The organism is Bacteroides sp. GD17, assembly GCF_038448625.1.
GTDB lineage: Bacteria > Bacteroidota > Bacteroidia > Bacteroidales > Bacteroidaceae > Bacteroides.
The window spans coordinates 119,997-142,967 of sequence record NZ_JBCEZS010000008.1 but is presented as its reverse complement, the minus strand read 5'-3'; the positions used below and the strand labels follow the sequence as shown (position 1 = coordinate 142,967).

The following is a 22,971-nucleotide window of genomic DNA, read 5'->3' as shown; positions in this document are numbered from 1 at the left end:
CAATCAATTCATTACTAAGCCATATCTTCGTTCCGCATTAATAGTGATGCAGAATTAAAAACCATTTTAATCATGGACGAGAACATCAAAAACGAAGAGCCTAAAGTCTTACTGACCAAAGGCGAGGACGGCAAACTGAAAGCCGTCAGCGGAATGGAGAAAGACGGTAAATTGAATACCGTCGATCCCACTAAAAAGAACACGGACAAATTCTTTCAGGTCAATCCCAGCGGAAACCTGATAGAGAATTTCATGCAGAAATTTTCCGGGCAATACCGGCAACCGTCACACACGGGGCTTTATGCCGTTGCCGGGAGCGCGGTCGATAAGATTGCGGCTTTCCTGGACAAGATCATCAAGATGAATCCCGACGACAAGGTGCTCGTGCCCTACAAGGTAAAACCCGACGGGCAGATGCAGGAACAGTCCCCGGGAAAGTACCAACCGCTCGACCTGAATAAAGTCGATTGGAAGGATGCCGAAAAGTTGGGGCTTTCGGGCGATCAGTTACAGGACACGCTCAAAGCGATGGCATACGGGCATAAATCCCCCGGTCTGGTGGATATTAAAGCCGAGATTGACGGACAGGAAATAACGGTCAAAGCCCGGCTTTCCTTACAGGAACAACCCGACGGCTCCATCAAGATCCAAACACATCCCTTTCAGGAACAGCCCGATTTCGAGAGTCCCTATATGGGGGTAAAATTCACGCCGGAAGATATAGAGCAGTTCAAACAGACGGGTAACGGCGGACGGGTATTCGATTTGGAACCCGTACCCGGAGGCGAGAAAATACCCTCGCTTATCTCACTTGACAAGCTGACCAACCGTTTCGAGTCCGTACCTACTTCCGAGATCAAGATCGGCCCGACCATAAAAAATGCCGTACTCTCCCAGGAACAGATAACCACATTTGAACATGGCGGAAGCATATTGATAAAGGGCATGGACAAACGGGTAAAACCGGGCGAGGAGCCGTCCAAGATAGACCGTATAGGGCAATTCAACGCCGCCAACCGTAACATAGATTTCCGCTTTACGCCAGAACAGATACAGCAGTATCAACAGGAACGGCAGGCCAGACGGGAACAAGCCGAAGAGAATGGCCCGCTGAAAGCCCGTAAAGTCGGGGATATTTGGATTCGCCCTGTTCAGGGCGGCGTGGAACTGACCCGCGAACAGTTCCAAAAAGTTTGTAAAGGCATACCGGTATGGGTGGAAGGTATGCAACAGACCCCACCCAAACAGAAAGAGGGGGCACAACAGATCGAGACAGCCGACTGGAAAGGACAGAAATACAACGCCTGGGTATGGCCCGACCCGGAAAGGGGGTATGTACGCCATACCTCGAAACATCCCGACGAATTACGGGCGGGACGCAAAGTCACACCCGCGGACAGCCACAAAACGCAAGTGGCCGTGAACAACGAGGGTAAGACCAACGAAGCCACCAAGCACGCCCAAAGTAAAGGCGAGCCGTTGAAGTCCGGGCAGACTAATCCCACTGCCCGACAAGACGAGAAGAAAAAAGAGCAGGAGCAGAAGCAATCCCCCGCAGCCCCCAAGAAAAGCACGGGCAAGGGACGCAAAATGTAATCCCGATTAATAACCACTAAAAAAATCAGAGAATGAAAGTTATAATAGCAGAAAAGCCCAGCGTAGCGCGGAGTATTGCCGCCATCGTGGGCGCGACCGTCAAAAAGGACGGATATATGGAAGGTGGCGGATACGCCGTAACCTGGGCGTTCGGGCACCTGGTCGGACTCGCCATGCCCGAAGCCTACGGCTTTACGGGTTTCAGACGGGAAAATCTGCCGATACTCCCGAAGGAATTTACCCTTGTCCCCCGGCAGGTACGGGAGGGCAAAGAGTATAAGGCCGATTCCGGCGCACTCAAACAGCTAAAGATTATAAAGGGGTTGTTCGACCGGGCCGATGAAATTATAGTCGCCACCGACGCGGGCCGCGAGGGAGAGTTGATATTCCGCTTCATATATAATTATGTGGAATGCAGTACCTCCTTCCGCCGCTTATGGATAAGCTCGCTCACCGACCGGGCCATCCGTGAGGGGATGCAGACCCTTCGCCCGGGAAGCGATTACGATAACCTGTATCTCTCCGCCCGCGCACGTAGCCAGGCGGATTGGATCGTGGGCATCAACGCCTCGCAAGCCCTCTCCATTTCCGCTGGAAGCGGCGCGTGGTCACTGGGCCGGGTACAAACGCCCACGTTGGCCATGATCTGCTCGCGTTACCTGGAGAACAAGGACTTTATCCCGCAAACCTATTTCAGGCTAAAGGTGCATACCGGGAAAGGCACGACGGCGTTTGCCGTTCTTTCAGCGGATAAATATGACAGCCGCGGCGTCGCCGATCAGACGGACGCCATCGTGAAGGCTGCCGGGGAACTGACCGTTACATCCGTCGTCAAGAAGGAAGTCCGGCAGGAGCCGCCTCTCTTATACGACCTTACAGCCCTGCAAAAGGACGCTAACAAGCGGCACGGCTTTTCCGCCGACAAGACACTGACCATAGCGCAGGGATTATACGAAAGCAAGTTCATTTCCTATCCACGTACCGGCTCCCGGTATATATCCGCCGATGTCATGGAGGAAATACCACACCTGATCGCAACCCTGCGGGCGCATCCCAAATTCGGCGATTATATTGACGCCCGGCCCGATACCCAGCCGGGGACACGTCCGGTAAACGACGCGAAAGTGACAGACCATCATGCGCTGATTATTACGGAAGATCCCGCGAGGGGATTATCCGAAGATCAGCAGCTTGTTTACGATATGATAGCGGGCCGTATGCTGGAAGCCTTCGGAGAGGGTTGCGTCAAAGAGAACACCGCCGTAACGCTGGAAGCCGGCGGCGTACACTTTGTCGCAAAGGGCAGTATCATGTTACATCCCGGCTGGCGTAATGTTTTCGGAGCCAACCGGGAAGAAACAACGGACGAGGATTTAACCGTACTGCCCGATCTGACGGAAGGCGATAAGCCGGCCGTCCGTGATGTCGAAGTGCAGGAGAGACAGACCAAGCCCAAGCCCCTGCACACTGAAGCCACGTTGCTCTCGGCGATGGAGAGCGCGGGCAGGGAAATAGAGAATGAGGAAGAACGCGAGGCCATGAAAGCCGCGGGGATCGGGACACCGGCCACCCGCGCCGCCATTATCGAGACACTCTTTTCGCGGGAATACATCGTGCGGGAGAAAAAAACGCTTGTACCTACCAACAAAGGGCTGACCGTTTATCTGGCTGTACGCGACAAGAAGATTGCCGATGTCGCCATGACCGGACAATGGGAAGCGGCACTGGCGAAGATCGGCACGGGAGATATGGATGCCGGAGCGTTCCATCGCTCGATAGAGGTGTACGCCTCACAAATCACTGCCGAATTGCTGGATATGGCTTTCGCACGGCAGGATAACCGGCAGTCATGCCCCTGCCCGAAATGTAAGAGCGGCAACGTGGTTATCTTTAACAAGGTGGCCAAATGTCAGAACGAGGCCTGCGGACTTACCGTATGGCGCACCATTGCGAAAAAGGAGTTATCCGATACACAGTTTATATCCTTACTGACAAACGGCAAGACCGGGATCATTAAAGGACTCATTAGCGGCAAGACCGGTAAGCCTTTCGATGCCGCCATTGCTTTCGATGCCGATTATAAGACAGTGTTCGATTTCGAGCAGAAGAAAGGAAAGCCCGGAAGCAAACGTAAATCCAAGTAAATCATTATCTTTGCCACCGAAAGAATCTTTGCGGTTATTGCTGATAGGGATGTTTGCTTTAACTTCACTGATTTTTTTAGTGGTGGCGTCCGGGGCTATGCTTCGGACGCCTTTTTATTTGCCCGTTTCACGGACAAGCCTTGCGGGGATTCATCCGAGAGAAGATTGTCGTTACCTCTTTTCCGGATCGGTGCTCCGGGACGACACCATACGTCGGAATCCTCCATATCTTATCGCTTACCACGGTCAGGGCGATTTTTCATAAAGTTCCGCATATAGAACGGCTTATGCCGGATATCAATGTTCGTATGAAACCGTAACAGCCGTCCTTTATATCCATTTCGGCAATCGTCTTGACGCCATATACCCGTCATATCTTTTCTTCCGTCCCCATAGGCTGCCTTTATAAGCCCTTGAAAGGCAGAATACGTTTTCGTCCCGTTCCCGGCTATAATTTCCTTGAAGGTTATCCCGTGCGCTTTCCCCATTATAGGACGGCAGGGCAATCCCGGATATTCTATGCCCCGGCCTCTTTGCCTCCGAAAGGCAAGCCTTCTTATTACTTCCATCGGTATTATGGAAAGGTCTTGCCACTTTCCGGAAACCTGTAACAAAACATAAGTGCCGTTCTTCCCGCTTTCTGTCAGTCCATAACCTTATCCGCCTTCCTCCCGGCAAGGGTTGTTATTTCCGCGGGCAAAAGTGCTTACGTGGTCTTAACGGGCAGTAAAGTTCCTTCGGCCGGAGGTTCACCCGAAAAATCTTCCGACATCCCTTCGGGACATGGCGTATTTGTTCGGTGAAAACTTGACAGTCCCTAACCACTGCACCGGAAGAGGGCCCGTAAAAAACAACCGCCCCAAGGGTCGGTACTAAAAATTAAGGTTATGGAGAATTTATCAGAAGCAAGGATTTATGTAGGCACTTATGCCAAGTATAACAACGGTTCCATTTATGGAAAGTGGCTGGACCTATCGGATTATTCCGATAAGGAAGAATTTTATGAGGCTTGCCATGAGTTACACGGCGACGAGCCGGACGCCGAGTTTATGTTCCAGGATTGGGAAAACATACCGTCCTCCCTTATCGGGGAAAGCTGGTTATCGGACAACCTCTTTGAAGTGATCGAGGCCGTCTCGGAATTGGACGAAAACGAACGGGAAGCCTTTTATATATGGCTGAACGACGGCAACCGTGATATGGATACGGAAGATATAAACGGGCTGATCGATTCGTTCCGCGACGATTACCAGGGTAATTACAAGGACGAGGAGGATTACGCTTATGAGATTATCGAACAGTGCTACGACTTGTCGGAGTTCGCTTTAAGCTATTTCGATTATGAGAAGTTCGCCCGCGACCTGTTTATGACCGACTATTGGTTTGAGGACGGACACGTATTCCACCGGGCCTGACAGCTTCGATACCAACCGGAAGGCGGGAAGTTCCCGCCTTTTTTTATGGCATATCCCCTTATTAAAAACGCGTCCCGCCCAATCTCACGACTGTACGGGACGTTGACAAAGCACAAATAAAAACCTATTCCTCCGCGGAATCATCCTCGCAGGTCTCATCGTCGCCTTCATTTTCGCCTTTGGCGAAGTTCGCATTAATGAAAGCCTCCACGTCACTCTCGCGGTAATAGGTTTTATGGTAGATGGTCTGGTAGGGCAATTCGCCCGATGACCGGTAACGTTGCAAGGTGCGTTTACTCACATGGAGCAACTGGCACACTTCCTGATTGTCCAGAAAGCGTTCGCCGCCTAAAAAATGATACCTGCCCGACATATTTTCCAGATTGGTGTCCAGCCGGTCAAACCGTCCCATGAAACGTTCAAACCATTCCTGTAACCACACCGTTAATTCATTCTCTCCCATATCGCACGATTATTTAGAGGTTGTCACTCTTTTCCTTACGGGGAAAGACGCGGCCGGCGATAAGCCGCTCGATCTCCGAAAGACGGTAGCGTACCCGGCCGCCCCGGATTGAATAGGTTACTTCCCCGGCAGAACGCAGGCGTTGGAGGGTACGGGTACTGACCTCCAGTAATTCGGCCGCCTTCGCGTTATCTATCCATACCGTCGAGGGATCGGACGGCACGGCCCGCTTTTCGGTCTGCCGCTCAATATAATTATAAATCCGCTCGATCTTTTCTGCAAGTGACTTATAGGCATCACTGTCAATGGTGATTCGTTTCATATCTGATTCGTTTTTGATTTCGCAAAGGTCGGGAGTTTATAATTACCTTAAACTGTGGCACATATCACTTTTTTATCAATACGTCCGGGAACGGCTTCGGGAGGGGATTCTGAAAGAGGATTTTGTGGAAATTTGCAGTAAAATACACAGAAAAGACACAGTTACCGTTTTTATCAGAGGCGCCGAACACCTCGTGTTTTCAGGGGATAGCGGGCTGTTTTGCCTTACGGCCGAAAAACAGCAAATCCCCGCCAGGCACTCAAAAAAATATTACCGTCCGCATTTTTATCCTTCACGGGAGTAAAATGCGGATAGTAATAACACGCTTTACAAGCCTGTTGTTGTGTTCCGGATTCTTTTTAACGATTCCATAGTCCGTCTCTATGCCGGGAAGTGTATTTTTCCGCATATGCTCGTCGCACGGCGGAGAAGGAACACTGCGAACCTGTAATTATGAGTAAATATTTCCGGGTTTCTAACGAGGCCCGAAGGGATTAAATATATATTCTATTAAATTCCGGTCTCGGTTAAATATAAAGAGGTGTGCTTACCGGCTAAGGCCGGGGGACATAACGCATTTGCATCACGCCGTTATCGAAACATTGAAAACAGGCCATATCCCAAGACTGTTCCGTCCGGTTACGGCTGAAAAGCGTATATCCGTTTCCGAGTATGACGGGCACTACGTTTACCGTTATCTCGTCTATCAGCCCGTGTTCCATAAGCTGGGATAACAGCTCCCGGTCACCGGCCAGCCATATATCCCCGGAGGTCTCACGCCGGATCGCCTCGACAGCCTCCACATATCCGAAACCGCTCTCCGGCCTCAAAAGCACAAAATCGGGCATTCGCCCCGGTGTCAATACGGAGTAGTCCGGCAACAGCACTTTCGTTCGTATTCCTCGTAGCGGCCGAATATCGGCAGCCTGGAGCATTGCGTAGTGAATCCCGTTTAAGACGGCACAACCTACCGTCTCGGCAAATCCGCCGAAACCGTAGTCCCTGTCCGAGGAAGGCCGGGGATAGTCGGTAAGCCAGTCGATACTTCCGCCCATCTTTGCCGCATACCCGTCCAACGATACGAAGGAAAAGGTCTTAATTTTACCTGTTTTATCCATTTTTCTGTCAGTTTTTCCCGACGATGTAAAAGAGGCGTGGAAATTACGCCGCCGAATCGGGAGGTACTGACAAATACCTTAAACGAGAACAACGCAACTCCACGCCAAATTAAGCATGAATATCGCGCCATGTTTTCCTCGTTTATCCGTTTAATTGTCAGTTTCCCCGATAAAAAGAATACAGCGTATATTCAGTTTCCGGCATCCGCAGGCGGATAGGCTTCGCAAGATCGGACGCCGACAGTTCATTTTTACCATTTATTACATCATAGGCATTATTCGTTTATATTCTTATCGTTACCACTTACGCGGTATCGTTATCTCCTTCTTTTCGTATGGCTCCGTTCTATCCGGAGCAAAAGCGCGTCTTTCAACAAATCGAAAATCTCCGTTACATTATCCAGGTCTTTGATCTCGGAAAAGACGCTGGTATAATTCCCCAGGTCGATGCCCAGCAAGTGCTCCATCGCCTTGACCACCCGGGAAAGGGGTATCTTGCCGAAGGCACGGAATGAATCCAGGGCGTATAAAAGCACAATGAGGTATTTCTTCTTTGTATTCCAGAGCAGATGCGGCTTCTCGTCGGGATGTTCCAGTTCGTCCAATTGGGATTTCAGCAGGATTTCCAGCCGCTCGTTCGCCAGTATCTTCGCCAGCTTGTAATCGCAGTTGGTGGAATATCTCGGCTCACGCTCGCTAAGGGTAGGCTCCAGGTATTGCAACCCGATCCGGAACTTGCCCCGCGTAAAATAGCAGACGTCGTTATGCGTCGATCCCAGGCGGTAGTAACTGTAAAACTCCGGCCGGCGGTCGATATAATCCTGCAGGTTCTCCAGTTCCTTGTTCAGGTATTCCCGCTGAATATCCGTACCGCCATGCGGACGGTTCATTTCGATGTTGTACACCTGGCAATGATAGATCAGTTGCGACACAAGTTGCGGCTTGGTCTGCTTGAAGAAATAGATCTCTTCTTCCTCGCTGGAAAACTCATAATCCATTATAAAGGTTTTCAGCCTCGAATTGGCATCTGCCAACGCGAGGGCCGTGGCAAAGGAACGTTTCAGGGTGTCTTTCTCGGTCGCCTCTATTTGTCGTACCTTAGCCGACGTTTCTTTCATCAATTCCTGCAAAAAGCCGTTCATAAATTACTTCTTACGGATGTTAGGATGTCAGTTACTGAAATGCTTTTATAATATATCTCCATCATTAATTTGTTTTATAATTCTCCCACCGTTTCGTTTTCATGCAGGAGCGGAAAAAAGAGCGTGGCCAGTTCCCCGGCCGTATAGAACGACCGCATAAGCATCAATACCGCGTCATAAACGGCGGGGTAATGACTGTCATCCGTCAAATAGGCGAAAAAACTTTTTAACACCCTCCCCAGCTTTTCACGTATCGGTAGGGAGGTATTTTGCGGTTTCTCCCGGAAAGGGATATTTCTTAATTCTTCCATGAACGACACGTTACCGCCGGTTTGAAGGCCGGTACAGCCCAATATGACATAATTCGAGGACAGCAGTGTCGCGCAACTTATCTCACAATGCGGGGGAAGCAGTATAAATTCCCGCTTGTCAAGCAGGATTCTTCCCAAGAACGCACCTTTGAGGTATATCTTGCCTTCCAACAGAAAGAACAGGCGGTAGTGGTTGCTGCTACCTATGTATTCCACCCGCCCCTTTAGTTGCTCGCGGCAGACCATATCGTTATCTTGATCCGCGTCAAATCCGTTCAGTCGTTCCAATAACATCCTTGTTATTCCTCCCGAACTGTTATATGCAATTTTCTCTTTTAATATATTCATACTGTCTTTTCTTAAGAGGGATAACCCCGTTTATTTTTTGGCTCCGCTAAATGTCTGCCTCTGTTCCCCTATGCGTCCATCCGTTGACGGTAAGGCCGATAACGGAAGATGCTTTTTCCAGCATAATCTCAATATCGGACGATCCGGCTTTCAATAGCCGTGTACAGTTTCCAACCCATAGGTAGGGATTGTCACCTGCCCGGGCGGTGGCCGTTACCTCATGGTAATGCGTTTGACCCGGCTTAAAGACCTGCGGGGTGATGGTATAGTCCTCCGTGTTTATGAAAACAAGGATATAGTGCGTTCCGCTTTCGATATTCAACTTGATACCGTCGCCGGTTATTTGGTCGGTATAACGGCTCTCAAAATAACCGTCAGCATCGAACAGAAGTATCTCCGATGTTCGGGTATCGTACTGTTCGGTGGCTCGCAGGGACACATTTACCGCCACGGGTAAGCGTTCCTCCGCTTCTTTGTCTGCGCAGGAGTAAAGCAGGAACGCCAATACTGAAAATGTTACTATGCCTTTTTTCATAATTTATATATTATATTCTGGCTGTTAATACCGGTATGACTTGTTCTATTACCGCGTCCCGAAGCAACACCCGTTTATTCCTGTCAAGCAGATACAGCGAAGGGATTGCACGGATAGCGTACAGTTTACTTTTTATTTTCTTCGTCGCCGTATCATCGCAGGCGTTCAACCATGTGGGAGGGATAGCGGACCGGTAGGCTTTCCATGTTTCTATATCCTCATCAGGATACAAGGCAAGAATCTTTAGCTTTCCGCTGTTTACCAATTCTGTGACTTGCTCTGATTGCTGCAAGAATTCCCGTGTATGCCGACAGTCCGGACACTCCGGGTCATAGAAGAATAGAAGCGTATAATCGGCTTTTATCCCGTGGAGTGTTCCTTTTTTGCCGTTGGCAAGGGTGTAGGTGAAATCCGAGGCCACGTTGCCGGGGCGGTTCTTGTTTATCTGTTCCAGTTGTGCCTTAGGGCAGAGTTTATAGATTTCGTCCACGTCCGGGTTGTTTACGATATGTTCTACGACTATCGCATAACATTCTTCGTCACGAAATGGGGAATTGACGTCGTAAAGATATTTGTCGAACATACCGATAAACCAATTAAAAATGCTTTGCTGTGCGAGGGATTTATCCAATATTCCGCCGATTGAAGCAGTTACTACTTTCGGTGTGGTATGCGGCAGAAGGGAAAGGTAATCCGAAAATGCCTGCTCTATCTGATCGGGGGTTGCCAGCCAGGTAGTATCGGCAAAAGAGAAGTTATCCCAATAATGCGATATGAGATATTTGGCCCTCTCTCCGGGATTGGTTATTGTAGCGGGGATTTCGGGCAGGGTAAAGGGCTTGTGGGCTATTTGAGTTGCTTGCTTTGCACTCACTTCGGGTTGCTTTACTTTGATATGGGTACAACCGGCTGCTAACAGTGTGCCGACTCCGAACAAACAAATGAAGCAGCCGGTAAGCATTACCGACCATCCGCAGATTATATCCCAGCGGTATTTCCTTAGTATGTTTCCCATTACTCTCATTTACTGTTTAGTTATTCATCTTTACTATTTTTGTACATTCTTCTTTGGACTCTATATCTTTTCATCAAGTCATATTTACCAATTCACCGATAAGCCGTACCTGCTTCCTTTGCAACGATAATAGTTGTGTTAGTTGGGCTTGCATCTTTTCCAATGTTTCTACGACACGGGACTGTAAGCCACAGCCAGTTTACTTCATAGTCGTTACAGGTACGGGGCGGTCTCCACCGTTTTTAGACCGTTCAGTCGGTCGATTGGCTTCACGTGCCTGCATAAACAGTGTACTTAGACAGTGTAGTCCTAAAGCAGACAAATGTTTTACCGTGTATCCTTTGAATCCACCTAAATGACTTAACCGGTACCGGACTGTTTTACGGATGAACATATCCAGAGCCCGAAACTGCCCTGCCACATGGCCGAACTTGTAATAGTGCCCGAAACCGTCAATTTTCCTATTCAGCATTTTAATAAATGTAGCGATGTCAGCACATTTGTTTCCGCAGATAAAGTCATGCATGCGCTGCCGGAAAGCGACCAGTTTCTCCTCTGCTATAACGGCATATCCACCGGTGAATCGCCAACTGCAGAATTCAACGCTATTCCTCGAAAAACGGCCGGATGATGTATTGAATGTATTCAAGTCCAGTTCGTAATTTATCTGAAGGTAATTTCCTATGTAGGCATATATTTCCATGCTCTGGTTTTCATCTGCCGTGCATATCAGCACATCATCCATATATACGATGAATGGTACTCCGAATCGTCGTTTTACTTGCAACCACAGGGAAATGAGCATCACCGGCGCGAGAATCGCTGACAGAGGACTGCCGAGTGATATTCCTTTATACAGCGGCAAACACCTGCACCACGTGGCAATCGCTCCGACATACTTTTCTTTGAAACTGTGCGGCACGTACCGCAGGTTCAATAGGTCCCGATAAGCTAACTGACAGCCTGCGATAATATCCCGATGGGACACCGACGGATAGAACCGTTTGATGTCCGTGCGGATGAAACAAGGGTATTTTACCTTGTGTCTACGGATGAAATTCACAATGAAGTCGTGCCGGTATGCGCCCAAGTGGTGTCCGGGTAGCAGGCGTTTGACTTTGGGGACAAACTCCCGTCGCAGAGTTGCTGCAAGGCGATAATCATCCGAGCTTCCCGCACTGTTAAAGTAGGGAAGCGAACGAATTTGTGACGGATATGCTTTGTTCTCTTTCATTTTTATCCTTTTTTGCAGGGTCGGATTGACATTAATCCTGAATAATAATATATTAGCATTATCTTCGGAATTCTTTATCATTTCCTTCCTCTATTTTTTTGTTTTTCCAGTTCGGTAAAGAAAGCTAAACGCTTGGCTTGCAGTCTTTACCTGCGAGGATGTATTTTTACTGTTCTGAATTGTTTATTAGGGTATGTTTGTTCGACCCTCTATTTTGTTTATATGCCGGGGCTTTTAATGCCCCGGGAAATAAAGCAAATGAAACGAATTTATTCTCGGATGCACCGCACCGTGAAACTGCGTGTGCGCGTTTGGTTGGTTATATGTGCAGTATTGGCATTTATATCCATAACCCACATTTGTATCGTGTTCGATGATGCTGTCATATTGAATCCGTGATTCCCTTGGCTGTACGGAACCCCACTATAATCATTTCGTCCGCCCCCGGCTGGAATATACACACCGATCGATGGACTCATTTCCCCGCTTGTCGCAGTGGCACCAGCACCGAGCCAGCGCCCTGCTTCGACCAAGTAATAACCATAAGCATTAAGTCCATAACCGCTGTCGTCGTTTCCATCATTGTGAGTAATAGTGTTGCCGAAAACACCGCCGTTGGAAACACTGATTTGCTCGGCAATCAACTTATTGAATTCATCCGCTGTCGGCATACGCCACTTACCGCTTACCCATCCCTGTTTAGAGATATATCGGCAAATATCGCCCTTTCCACCGTTTGTTCCGCTTTCGTCATATCCGACACCATCCTCCCCATACCCCGCGAAATCGTCTTCGGAGGTGACGTTATTCCCGAATTTGCCTGTAGTTTCACTAATATAAGGAATGCTTGCATATGCGTAATTATACGTTCCAGTCGGTGAAAATAGTATATGACCGAGCGGATATTTACCGGCTTTATAACCTGTATCTGTTGACCCTGGAAGCAGTGCCGGACTGATCGCCACCAGTGACCCCCACTGGAAGAATACACCCTGTGAGTTAGCGGGTATCGTGGCATTGTCTGCCGGAGTCACGGCAAAGGTTAGGTAACCTCCTTGCGGATATTTCTCTAAATCATTACTTGGAACAAACACGATATTACTCCGCGCCCAAATACTGTTTACAATATTCAAGGTAACAGTAACGTCAGAAAACAAACCATCCTGGCTCTCAAATACCACATCAATAGTTCCGGAAATGCTTTGGGTCGGATCGGTAATTACACTGAATGTAATTGTCTCCCCATTAGCGGTATCGTATCCGCCGGTTTCTCCTTCAATCATATTGTCGCCATGCTGGAATTGCAGCATTGGGGTTTTACCGTCTGACGGAGCTTCTTTAATTCTCTTAATGCGCCATGCAGCGTTACTTTTCACATTGAAACTATATGTACTACCATCTAACATATAGTCGGTTGTTCCACTTACTACCAAATTGTAATTGATCTGTCTAAGGAAGATACTGGCATTCGCAAATGAAATACCATTAGTGGTTGTAAAATCAATCTTCGATACTTTTTCCAGGAATGGATTACCGGTCTGTTTGTCTACTTCTGCTGCCGTAAATGCATTCGGAGCAATAGTATAAGTGATTGTTCCTGTTCCACTATTTCCTGCTGGAACCGTTTCGCTGGTTGGCGCACCACTATTTGAAGGGAAGGCCTCTGTACCCACCTGCGCATTAATGACTGTCAGGTCTGCATTTTTCGGTTGCCAGTTTACCGTAAATGTCTGCGTTGCAGGATTAACACCCGCAAAAACCAATTCAGTTATCGGCTTGTTATTGCCATCCACTACCTGAATGCCCAATGCTGGGGTAAGCGACTGTGTTACCTTCACCGGATAGCGGAGCCTTCCGGCTGCAATCCAGATAATCGCACTACGCTCCGTAGTGGTCTTATTTTCTTCAACCTCTAGGAAAACTTCCGCTAGATTGTCTGCTGCGCCGTCTCGTTGTGAAAGATCGACCCATGTGACATCAACAGTTTCGTCGTTTGCGTCTACAATCTTTTCCACATACCAGCCCGACTTACCTCCTGTTGCGGTAGTCTTATAATCTGTCATAATGCTCAGTACGTTATCTTCCTCTTTAGATATTTTTGCATCACGGGAAAAGAAATAGCTGTCCTGACTTACACTTAGTATATTCTGACCGTCAAAAACATTGTTACCTAATCCTGCTTCATTCCAGTATAGAGTTTCAGCAACCATATTAACCGACTTACTTTTATAGGCCACGTCCACCGATTCATGCCCGCGCCCCTTTACATCAGTGATATTAACCACGTACTGATAATTACGCAGAATATCCCGCAGGGTCTTTCCATCGCTTTCAAAGAAGTCTACCCGGTAATAGGTCTCGTTGGTATCATCACCGTACAGCCCGCCGATCACAAGGCAAGTTGCCTTCATCCGATCTTCGTTTGACGGAGCCTTGGTCTCAAATGTATAGATAGCCCCTTTCATGGCAACATCCGGTGTTCCGGGCGCAGTGAAATCGGTGTATTCAATCGGCTCTTTCGAAAGAACTGCATCGGAAGGAACGGTTGGCTCTTCAACAAATAAATAACGTTGGCTGGTATTACGTATTTCTTCTTTTACTGCCGCTATCGACGGTACTACATGACCGCTTGTATTCGTATTGTAGAGGTGTACGCTTTTCATCTTGAATTTATTCGTAAGTCCCGATACCGTTTCATCCAACTGAACGTTTATCTTGGCAATCATACGGAGCATGGGGATAGCCATTGAAAGACTATTGGTGCTTCCCGTTATCTTTTCCGTACCGCTTTCCCCCCACATCGGGAAAGCGGTATAATCGGATGCGCTGATTACTTTCCAGCGATCTTCCGATGTTTCTAAAGATACTTTCAGATTGGCCAGCATATCTGCCTTATCTTTACCATACCACGCGGCATGGTCACCCGTAAGGGTCGTTACCGCATCCTCAGCATTGGTAATGACTACAAAACGTTGCTTATAATCCTTCACTCTTACCTTGACAGTAAAACTCTGTGAGGAAGCTCCTTCGGTATTCGTTGCTGATTTTATGCCGATTGCCGAATAATCGTAGGTTTCGCTCTTGATTGTTGTACCGTTCTGGTCATATTCCACTTTGAACGCCAGCACATAAATATTGCCAATCGTATTTTCTTCGTCTGTCCCTATCGCACGGCTCTGTGTCCCGGCTTGCGTCCCGGTAGGTGCGGCATAGGGAACAGCAATTAAAAAGTTCACTTCCCTATCCGTTTGATTACCGCCGGATTCCGAAGGATAGATTTCTTCTTCGGATATGCAGGAGGCAGCTAACCCCATCATACCCAACAGCAATAAAGATATGGATTTACGCAGTCCGTTCCGCTTTTTACTGAAAGGGCCGGAAAAAACAGTCGTTATTCTTTCTATTCGTCTTTTCATTCTATATATTTTTTTATTTCATCTTTTAATAATCGGGGTACAGTTCATTACCGGAGTCATTTACATTCCAGCCGTCCACTGTAACGGTAGCTTCCATGTTCGTGTCGAAGTCGAGCGTGATATGGAAAGTATGGCGGCGGTCAAAATTGACTGTCTTGCCTTCATACGCCTTTAAGATTAACTGTATGAGATCTGTTTGTTGACCGGCATAACTGGGATACAGTGTTTCCCCGGTCGTCTTATCGAGGAGGGTAAACTGCGGATTGCGGTTACTACCAAGCCGAAGAACGGTTATCGTGCCATCCAGCACATCAGAGTTTGCCGGGAACAATGCCCCGGTAGTATATTGGAACGCTTTACATGAAGCGTAATTATTGTCAAAGTCGTAGGAGCCGTTATCATCGGCTATGTTGAACGAATAGGTGTTATCCGTCCGTTCCAACCCGTTTACTGTGAATATAAGCGTGTTGGTATTCTGTATCAAGTTGAAGTCGATTATCTGGTCGTCGCCGGTAATCTCTTTGTTATCCACCTTTGAAAAGAGTAACCGGGGAAGTGTGAAATCCACTATCCGGTTAGCGGGTATATCCAAATTCATTGTGCTTTCTTCCTTGCCGGGTTTAACTACCGGAAAGTCTGCGAAAGCGGGCAGAGTGTAATAGGGTGCTTTTTCTCCCACCCACACCACGAAATTATAGGTGTCGGGAGCAAGGTCTATATCCAGTTCATATTCCCTGCCCACCACAATATCATTACGGGAGGACATGGCTACAAACCGATTGTTACGGTCAAAAATATATAGGGTAGCTTTTTCCATAACCCCGGCATTGGACAGCCCCGTTTCTTCGTCCTCCGTATTAATCGCAAAGCGTACTTTTACGGATGCGCTTGGGGGCGGACACTCAGACAAATCCTCTTTGATGCAGGAGGAAAAGGCAAGCAGGGTACTTATAATCACAAGTACGGCAGTTATGTTATATAGCTTTCTTTGATTCATTTTTTATTTGCTTACATTTTTTCAGTGATTGTTTGAAAGGAGCCGGACGGAAAGAGGGTACGGCCTGTTTTCCGCCCGGCTTTTCTTTATTTACTTTGATATGTTAGATATTTAAGGCTCCAACACATAATCAGAAGTAATCATGTTCCATTTCAGTATTTCAATATTCGTAAAGATATTGGTTTCCGCATCCGGCTTTTGATCTGGATTATTCACTTCGGGCGTTGGGTTACCCGGAGCAACGATACGGGTAATCTGACAGCGGAAAAATTCGTTGCGTACAACATCCCACTGATAGCCTTTTTTACCGGTTTCTTTGTTGAGGAACATATTCCAGTAGCAAAAACCATTTTCGTATTCGTTCACATCACTATTATTTAAACCGTTATCGTTGGCATAACTTTCTGCGACATTTTTATCGTAGAAATAAGCTGTACCCGAAGTAGCACTGGCTGTAACGGTATAGAATGTTGTTGTCGGGACAGTAATGCCTAAAGTCGTTCGGTCTACGGTTTCATATCCGCCGTGGTTATCAGATACTGTAATCACATCCGGCATAAAGGTCGCACGTACCGTAACACGGGTGATTTCACCCATCGTTTTACCCTCCGAAGTGTTTTCAGCGGCATAGTGAGCATCGAGGTCTTTCACGTCAGCAACAGGTGTTACAACAGTTTTCCAATCCGCAGTTGTGGCTGCATCCGAAAATTCAGAGGACAGGTAGCTACCCGAAGCCCAGTTGGGATCTTCAAAATTCGGGGAAGCTTTTTGTACCAGGTAGGATCTTTCGTTGAAATTGTTAATGGCAAACTCCAATGTACCGAGTTCTCCTTTAACACCACCTTGTGTCATACTGGACGATTTTTCTACTGTCACCTTTGCCACCATACGCTGTACGGTTGCGATAATGGTGTTGCGCGAATCAGTTTCGTCAGCAACGAAATCTCCGTTTACCACAGCGGTAGAGAACATCGGTATACCGTTTGTTAAATTCGTCAGTTGAGTGCGGGTAAGTGTCTGGGGAGTTGTCAGTACCTCACTCAACGTTTTATTTTCCAATCCTGTTGCTATTCCGTCAGGGAGATTGATACCGACCAATATGGATTTAAATCCCGTTGTGGTTGGAATCTTCGTTTGAGCTTCGTAAGTAGTTCCGTCTTGGGAAACTGACGCCGTTTTAAATGCACTGGCATCAAGACGATTACGTGATAGATACGCACCGCTAGCAGTGTAAATATACACGTCCACGTGTTTTATTAATACTTCGTCATCGGTTGCATTATTATCACCCGTTGCACGTGTCTGCGGATCATTCGTACTTGGGAAGTTAATGGAAACCTTCATGTAAGTTTTCGTACCGTTGTCGGTTTCTCCACCCGTTACATCGTTATCATTAGAACAGCTTGTTAAGCCCAGCGTGAGGGCAGCGACAGCCATAATCGCATACTTAAAGTTTACTTTCATCGTTTAATAATTTAATTGTAAAAATTGTTTTTAACTTGTTACCAATCACTTATTTATTATTCATTGTTTCTATCTGTCGGGCTCCAGTAAACCCGGATGAATGTACCGTTACGCAGTTTGGGGAAAAGATTCGTTTTCATATATTCCCAGCTATGCCCACCATTTAATTGGTGCAATAGGGTTTGCCGTCCCGTTTGCGTCCGACTGTCCCATATCGGGCGGGTGTCGATTATCTCCAACACTTCACGCTGTGAGGGGACATTACTGTCAGCGGCAACAAGCCGTCGTAATCCCTGCCAGTCTGCCGAGCCGTTATGCAAGAGTATCGTTTCCTTGCTTACCGGGGTGTTTGCCAGTATATAATCCCGAACGGCCGCAGCCCTTTCTCCGGCAAGTTGTTCGTTTACACTCGCAGAGCCTTCCGGTGAGGCAAAGCCGGCAATCACAATACGGCTGATTTCGGCTTTTTCACTATCAACTATGCTTCTTACAGCATCAAGTAACGCAGCCAGTGTAGCGGCATTCCCGGCAAAATAGCTTTCGATTACGCTCTTATTGACGGGATAATAGACCGTAAGTACATTATCGCGTTCGTCATTATAATACCGTATGGGATTCGCCGGGTCAAAATCCGAAGCCGGAAGTACGAACGGGTATTTCTCGGACAGAATTTCGATTTCTGATTTCTCCGGCAGAATAGGTATCGCCTCTGGTTCTGTTTCTTCCACTGGTATAACCGGTGTCGTTGTTTCAGAAACAACCTCCGGTATATTCTGCGGGGCAGGACTTACAGTGGCCTTTTTCTTCCCTCCGAAAGTATAGATAAGGGTTATGCCTGCTTTAGTGGGGCCAAAATAATGCCTGGTCGCGTCTCCCAGCTTCTTGCCGCAGGTTACACACTCGCATTTACTATAATTCAGATAAGCGTAGCCAACCCCTAAAGTGGCTTCCATCCCCCAATTACGGGTAAAGTTCCAACGATAACCGTATGACAGCCCCGCCCCGGCAAGCCAGCCCTGGAAGCGGTGTGTCGCCATATAGTCGGAAAAAATGGAATTTGGAAGACCGCCTATATTATAGTAGGCATAGTGTGCGTGGAGGCCGAGGAAGTGACCGGAAAAGGTTTCTTTCGTCCAGTAACGAAACTCCGGCTGGATCAGTAAATGCTTCCACTTGCGGTTATCGGAAAAACTGAACGGATTCCAGTTAGCCGACATATCGAACGAAGTACGCCTGCCCGTGCGAAACTCAACGCCCAAGTTCAACGTACTTGTCGCATCGTACAGCAGGTTGGTCTTTATGCCGACCGCAGGGGGCGGACTGACAATTTTCTCCTGTCCGTGCACTTTCTGTATCACCAATAGAAAAACAAGGGTAAGAAATACCCATTGACTTAAATACAATCTGTAATTCACCATTAAATATTTGTACTTTGTTTAATCTCTTGAATGAATAATCGTTACCGACACTTTAGAAGTGTGGGTAACGATTTTAGAGAAAATGATATGCCTTAAATATCAATCGCTTACATAGCTTTTAGTTTTAATAAAGCAAGGGTTTGTTAAACATTAGTAAAACATGGCGTTTGGATTCCGGCCATAAATAGCAGAGACGATAACCCGTAAGGGTTACCAATTACCGGGTTAATGGTAAGTCTTTGGTGTAGGTTCGGTTTCTTAATTTGTAAAACATTAGTAAAACAATCTAATAATCACATAGTTATGGATATTTTATATAAAGCGGAACATTTGGCTTGCCCTTACTACGAACAAGGGGAAAGGCCGGTTATTGAGGTGGCAAAAATGGTAATAGGAGAAAAGAAAAAATTGTCAGTTGCCAATAACGAGATCGTTTGCATGATTGAAGGGCGGATGAGATTCTATTTCCTGGAAATTCGGACATACGAGGCTGTAAAGGGAGAGATTTTATTTCTTCCCGTTGGCGGCAATTATTCCTATGAGGCTTTGACAGAGTGCATGGTTGTGATTTTCAGAGTGCACAAGCCGATCCAATTTTGTGAAAATTATTCCATTGAAAAACTGTACGGAAACAATAAATTCATATCCCCGGAAGATTTTGATACACTGCCACAGACCGTACCTGCCGGGATTTTGGAAATCAATTCGCGGGTATGGTATTTCCTGGACGGGGTTATCGACTGTATAACGGACGGGCTAAAGTGCCGTTGCTGGTTTGATTTGAAAATCAAAGAATTATTTGCCCTTTTCCGTGTTTACTACACAAAGGAAGCATTATCATGCTTTTTCAATACGATACTCTCCGGAGACACGGCTTTTTCCGAATATGTCCGGCTGAACTGGCGGCTCTATCATTCTATTGATAAGCTGGCCGAGTCCATGAACTTGACCCGTAAACAATTCACAAAACGATTTGTAAAAATATTTGGAGAGTTACCTAATCGCTGGATGATAGAACGTAAAGCGCAGGCGGTACATAAAGAGATCACCTCGACAAAAAAATCATTCAAGCAAATAGCGATGGAGAACGGTTTTAATTCAGACACGGTATTCATTCGCTTTTGTAAAAAAGAACTCGGAAAAACACCTACCGAATTACGGGAAGATGCGAAGTAAGGGAAAAAAGGTAAGGAGAAAGTGAAAAAAAGTCAGGTGGTGGTAAGGAAATAGTGTCTATTTTTGCACCCGTTATGCTGACAAAGTACGAGTAGAGGGTATAAGGTATTCCCACACTTCTAAAGTGTCGGTAACGACACGATACCATAACTACAGTACAAAGGTACTAAAATCTCAAAGTTCGGACTAATTGTTTCCCGTTTTAACACTCATGTATAAATTATCGGTCCCCGTAAGTATAGGCACATGACATCCTTAGCCTACCGTATAGCGACAGGCTTTAGTGGAAGTTTGGAATGATAAAACAGTTATCCTTTGTTCGTGCCGCGGCACTAAAAAGGATTACCCGTAAACGGCGGATGTTATCTTGTCATTGGCTGAATCCAGCAGGGAGTTATCCAACTGATCCAGGTAGATTAACGTCGTTTTTTCCGATTTATGCCCCAGGCACTCACTGATTACCCGTAAAGGTAAATCCTGCTGCTTACCCATATTTGCCCAGGAATGCCGGGCCCAGTGCGTACTTAGCTGCCGGGGAATGTCAGCCATGACAGCCAGTTTCTTCAACCGCAGGTTTTGAATACGCAATCCGTTCTCGTATTGTGGCCTGTAATCTTTTCCCATATCCCGGATTATAGGAAATAAAAAAGGGCTTCCGATGGTTTCTTTAGAGAAGCTATCAATGATCGCTTTCATTTCGTTATTGACCTTCACCTCCATTTGCTGACCGGTCTTTTTACGTACATACTTGATAACCCCGCTTCGGATATTACTTTTCTGCAAATAGGCCAGGTCGATGAAGCACATACCGCGAGCGTTGAAGCAGAAGGCGAAATAACGTTGCGCGGTGTAGAGTTTTTCCAGTTCGATGCGCTTTGCGTTATCCGGCTCCTGCTCTTTGACAAGGCCGTTCAAATCCAGAGAGAGCAGCTTTTGTACTTCTTCCAGCCTCAACGCGCGTTTCATGGTTTTGGTTACGCCGGTATATACCCCGGCAAACGGTTTCTCGTCCCGGCCGCGTATGATCTTCTCGGCAACCGCCTTGTTGTAAATCGCCCGTAGGTTCCGCATATAATACGAAATCGTATTGGGCATACAGCACGTTTTCAAGTATATCTCAAATTCCTTTATCAAACGGGCGTTGATCTCCCGCAAGGGAATATCCTGCCCTTTATTAAATTTGATAAGTCCGCGTGTTACGGTACGGTATGCGTTGGCGGTGCGGCCCTGCCCCAGCCGTTTGAGTTCAGACGCGAGCGTATCACAGTAACCCGAAAGCGTACTGTTGTCTTTTCGCTGGCGGTAGAGTCTTACCAAATCCTCCACACTATACCGCCCTTGCTTTTCCAGCGTCTGCAGGTGGGTATTCAGCAACTCCACCTCATCGTTCACACGCCGCGCCAACAGTTCCAATGCGGCCAGGCGGCGGGGATTGTTGTCGGGGTAAATCACTTCCTGCGTTTCCTTGTTCCATTCTTCGGGGTAAAGACGGCAACCCGGAAGGGTTACGGTCTTTACCTGACGGTTGTGAATTACACGCAGGGATAGGCTTCCTGGATGGTGGCCTTCCTTTGTGGAAGGACGCAACACTAAATTCATGCTTGTCATACTAAATATTATATTAAAAATCAGTCACAAAAGTATAGTATGACCGCAACAAATTTCTTCCTATGCCATATATAAAGACTTTATAATTAAAAGGTAAGAGGGTAGCATATCATCCTGTTACTTTTTTGAATAGACCATACCCATAACTCCGTTACCATGTATTTTGTTTTCGGTTACCTCCCAAACCGATCAGGCTGGCTGCCCCGGAAATAAGGCCATATCCTTTCCGAAGATTACGAATTATAGTAGATATTAAAGTTTACCAAGTCCTATCACCCGGAAGCGGGATTGCAATTCCTCGATACGGGAAACAAGGGCATCAAATGTGAGTTTGTCTCCGTAAATCATAGAGGCTTTCATTGCTTCGTAGTCGGTACGCATTTTGTCGCGGATTTCTCCAGTGGGGCAGAAAGCAATTGTCGCAGGGAGATTGAGATTGTAGTTCACACCTCCTACATGGTAGAAGCGGCAACGGTGCGCTATAATTTCCTGATAGAGTAACATATCGGCAAGAGCTATTGTGGCGAAGGGGGTATTCATCAGTCGTTCCAAGTCGTAGAGGTGACGGCTCATACGTTCGGTACGTGGGTTCTTACGTTGATACTCCTCGTTGAGCAGGAATGCTTTTTCGAGAAATGTACGGGTCGGGCTAATCGTCGGTATATCGGCCGTTGTCTCGTTATCGATTTGAGGAAATTTATCACCGACAAGAGAAGTTATGCGCTTAACTTCATAAGGCTCTTTCATCGAGAGGCAGCTAACTTCGATTTTTATTATCGGACGCACATACAGGTCGGATTTAAGTCTCGGTATATAATGCACCTCTATCACAACCGGGTCGCTGTCATGATCGATAGGTGTGCCATCGTCCTTATGTGTCACCGGTAATACTTTACACTCAAGACCAGCTTCGTCAAGTCTCGTTTTCAGTTCATCAACGAACTCTCCTATAATGTAGTCACGGTTAATGATGCGCAAATTCTTAACTTGGTTATTTGTCGCAGCCTTTGCGCACTCTTTACCAAGTTCGACCAAGTAAAAGTCACGATATAAGGCTATGTCAATGTCCTCTGAAAATCGGTCAATTAAATTCCAGCCTTTGCTCAAACTTGTACCACCTTTGAAAAACATATATGGAGCAGGAGACAGCGTAAATAACGCTTTGAGAACGGCAGTTACCCACCAGTCTTTTTCTACTGCACCTTCGCTTATCATCTTTTCCTCGGCAACAATATGTGCAGATTGCTGT

Annotated in this window: 20 protein-coding genes; 5 read left to right on the top strand and 15 right to left on the bottom strand. The window is 47.0% G+C overall.

The window, feature by feature from the left end; translation table 11 throughout:
* Positions 1–72 precede the first annotated feature (72 nt).
* A complete protein-coding gene (locus AAE250_RS14345; RefSeq protein WP_342289096.1) occupies positions 73–1,596 on the top strand; it encodes a DUF4099 domain-containing protein in 1,524 nt (507 codons plus the stop codon).
* Positions 1,597–1,628: 32 nt separating this feature from the next.
* On the top strand, positions 1,629–3,740 hold the full coding sequence (gene topB / locus AAE250_RS14340; protein WP_342289095.1) for a type IA DNA topoisomerase: 2,112 nt from the start codon (positions 1,629–1,631) through the stop codon (positions 3,738–3,740).
* Between the two features lie 95 nt (positions 3,741–3,835).
* Here the strand turns inward: topB and AAE250_RS14335 are convergent, their stop codons facing one another.
* Entirely contained in the window at positions 3,836–3,967 is a 132-nt protein-coding gene (locus AAE250_RS14335) for a hypothetical protein (RefSeq protein ID WP_342289094.1), read from the bottom strand.
* A gap of 186 nt (positions 3,968–4,153) precedes the next feature.
* On the opposite strand from AAE250_RS14335, the gene AAE250_RS14330 reads away from it, so the two are divergent.
* Positions 4,154–4,351 carry a hypothetical protein gene (locus AAE250_RS14330; protein ID WP_342289093.1) on the top strand — a complete coding sequence of 66 codons (198 nt, stop codon included), beginning with the start codon at positions 4,154–4,156 and terminating at the stop codon, positions 4,349–4,351.
* A 276-nt stretch (positions 4,352–4,627) separates the two neighbouring features.
* Positions 4,628–5,155 (top strand): antirestriction protein ArdA, encoded by a 528-nt coding sequence (locus tag AAE250_RS14325; RefSeq protein WP_342289092.1) that lies wholly within the window; start codon positions 4,628–4,630, stop codon positions 5,153–5,155.
* Between the two features lie 124 nt (positions 5,156–5,279).
* On the opposite strand, the gene AAE250_RS14320 is transcribed toward AAE250_RS14325, so the two are convergent.
* The 12 genes from AAE250_RS14320 to AAE250_RS14265 all read right to left on the bottom strand — a co-directional run bounded on the left by AAE250_RS14320 (position 5,280) and on the right by AAE250_RS14265 (position 18,938).
* A complete protein-coding gene (locus tag AAE250_RS14320) occupies positions 5,280–5,618 on the bottom strand; it encodes a helix-turn-helix domain-containing protein (protein WP_446715760.1) in 339 nt (112 codons plus the stop codon).
* Positions 5,619–5,631: 13 nt separating this feature from the next.
* The gene (locus tag AAE250_RS14315) at positions 5,632–5,940 is read right to left on the bottom strand and encodes a helix-turn-helix domain-containing protein (protein ID WP_342289091.1); all 309 of its coding nucleotides are present in this window, start codon (positions 5,938–5,940) and stop codon (positions 5,632–5,634) included.
* 554 nt (positions 5,941–6,494) lie between these two features.
* The gene (locus AAE250_RS14310; RefSeq protein WP_342289090.1) at positions 6,495–7,058 is read right to left on the bottom strand and encodes a dihydrofolate reductase family protein; all 564 of its coding nucleotides are present in this window, start codon (positions 7,056–7,058) and stop codon (positions 6,495–6,497) included.
* 317 nt (positions 7,059–7,375) lie between these two features.
* Positions 7,376–8,200 (bottom strand): RteC domain-containing protein, encoded by an 825-nt coding sequence (locus AAE250_RS14305; protein WP_342289089.1) that lies wholly within the window; start codon positions 8,198–8,200, stop codon positions 7,376–7,378.
* 74 nt (positions 8,201–8,274) lie between these two features.
* Positions 8,275–8,859: a hypothetical protein gene (locus AAE250_RS14300; protein ID WP_342289088.1), complete on the bottom strand. Its 585-nt coding sequence runs from the start codon at positions 8,857–8,859 to the stop codon at positions 8,275–8,277.
* A 46-nt stretch (positions 8,860–8,905) separates the two neighbouring features.
* The gene (locus AAE250_RS14295; protein WP_342289087.1) at positions 8,906–9,394 is read right to left on the bottom strand and encodes a FimB/Mfa2 family fimbrial subunit; all 489 of its coding nucleotides are present in this window, start codon (positions 9,392–9,394) and stop codon (positions 8,906–8,908) included.
* Positions 9,395–9,404: 10 nt separating this feature from the next.
* Positions 9,405–10,409, bottom strand: a complete 1,005-nt coding sequence (locus tag AAE250_RS14290; RefSeq protein ID WP_342289086.1) for a DUF5106 domain-containing protein — start codon at positions 10,407–10,409, stop codon at positions 9,405–9,407.
* Positions 10,410–10,608: 199 nt separating this feature from the next.
* On the bottom strand, positions 10,609–11,643 hold the full coding sequence (locus AAE250_RS14285; protein ID WP_342289085.1) for a reverse transcriptase domain-containing protein: 1,035 nt from the start codon (positions 11,641–11,643) through the stop codon (positions 10,609–10,611).
* Positions 11,644–11,912: 269 nt separating this feature from the next.
* A complete protein-coding gene (locus AAE250_RS14280) occupies positions 11,913–15,059 on the bottom strand; it encodes a hypothetical protein (RefSeq protein WP_342289084.1) in 3,147 nt (1,048 codons plus the stop codon).
* Positions 15,060–15,084: 25 nt separating this feature from the next.
* On the bottom strand, positions 15,085–16,056 hold the full coding sequence (locus AAE250_RS14275; protein ID WP_342289083.1) for a FimB/Mfa2 family fimbrial subunit: 972 nt from the start codon (positions 16,054–16,056) through the stop codon (positions 15,085–15,087).
* Between the two features lie 111 nt (positions 16,057–16,167).
* Complete coding sequence (locus AAE250_RS14270) at positions 16,168–17,520, bottom strand: Mfa1 family fimbria major subunit (protein ID WP_342289082.1); 1,353 nt, start codon at positions 17,518–17,520, stop codon at positions 16,168–16,170.
* Between the two features lie 56 nt (positions 17,521–17,576).
* Entirely contained in the window at positions 17,577–18,938 is a 1,362-nt protein-coding gene (locus AAE250_RS14265) for a DUF3575 domain-containing protein (protein ID WP_342289081.1), read from the bottom strand.
* Between the two features lie 303 nt (positions 18,939–19,241).
* Here AAE250_RS14265 and AAE250_RS14260 point away from each other — a divergent pair, with 303 nt between their 5' ends.
* On the top strand, positions 19,242–20,114 hold the full coding sequence (locus AAE250_RS14260; protein ID WP_342289080.1) for a helix-turn-helix transcriptional regulator: 873 nt from the start codon (positions 19,242–19,244) through the stop codon (positions 20,112–20,114).
* Between the two features lie 342 nt (positions 20,115–20,456).
* Here AAE250_RS14260 and AAE250_RS14255 read toward each other — a convergent pair whose 3' ends face one another.
* Both AAE250_RS14255 and AAE250_RS14250 read right to left on the bottom strand, forming a co-directional pair.
* On the bottom strand, positions 20,457–21,722 hold the full coding sequence (locus AAE250_RS14255; RefSeq protein WP_342289078.1) for a site-specific integrase: 1,266 nt from the start codon (positions 21,720–21,722) through the stop codon (positions 20,457–20,459).
* A gap of 252 nt (positions 21,723–21,974) precedes the next feature.
* Positions 21,975–22,937: a nucleotidyl transferase AbiEii/AbiGii toxin family protein gene (locus tag AAE250_RS14250; RefSeq protein WP_342289144.1), complete on the bottom strand. Its 963-nt coding sequence runs from the start codon at positions 22,935–22,937 to the stop codon at positions 21,975–21,977.
* Positions 22,938–22,971: the final 34 nt, after the last annotated feature.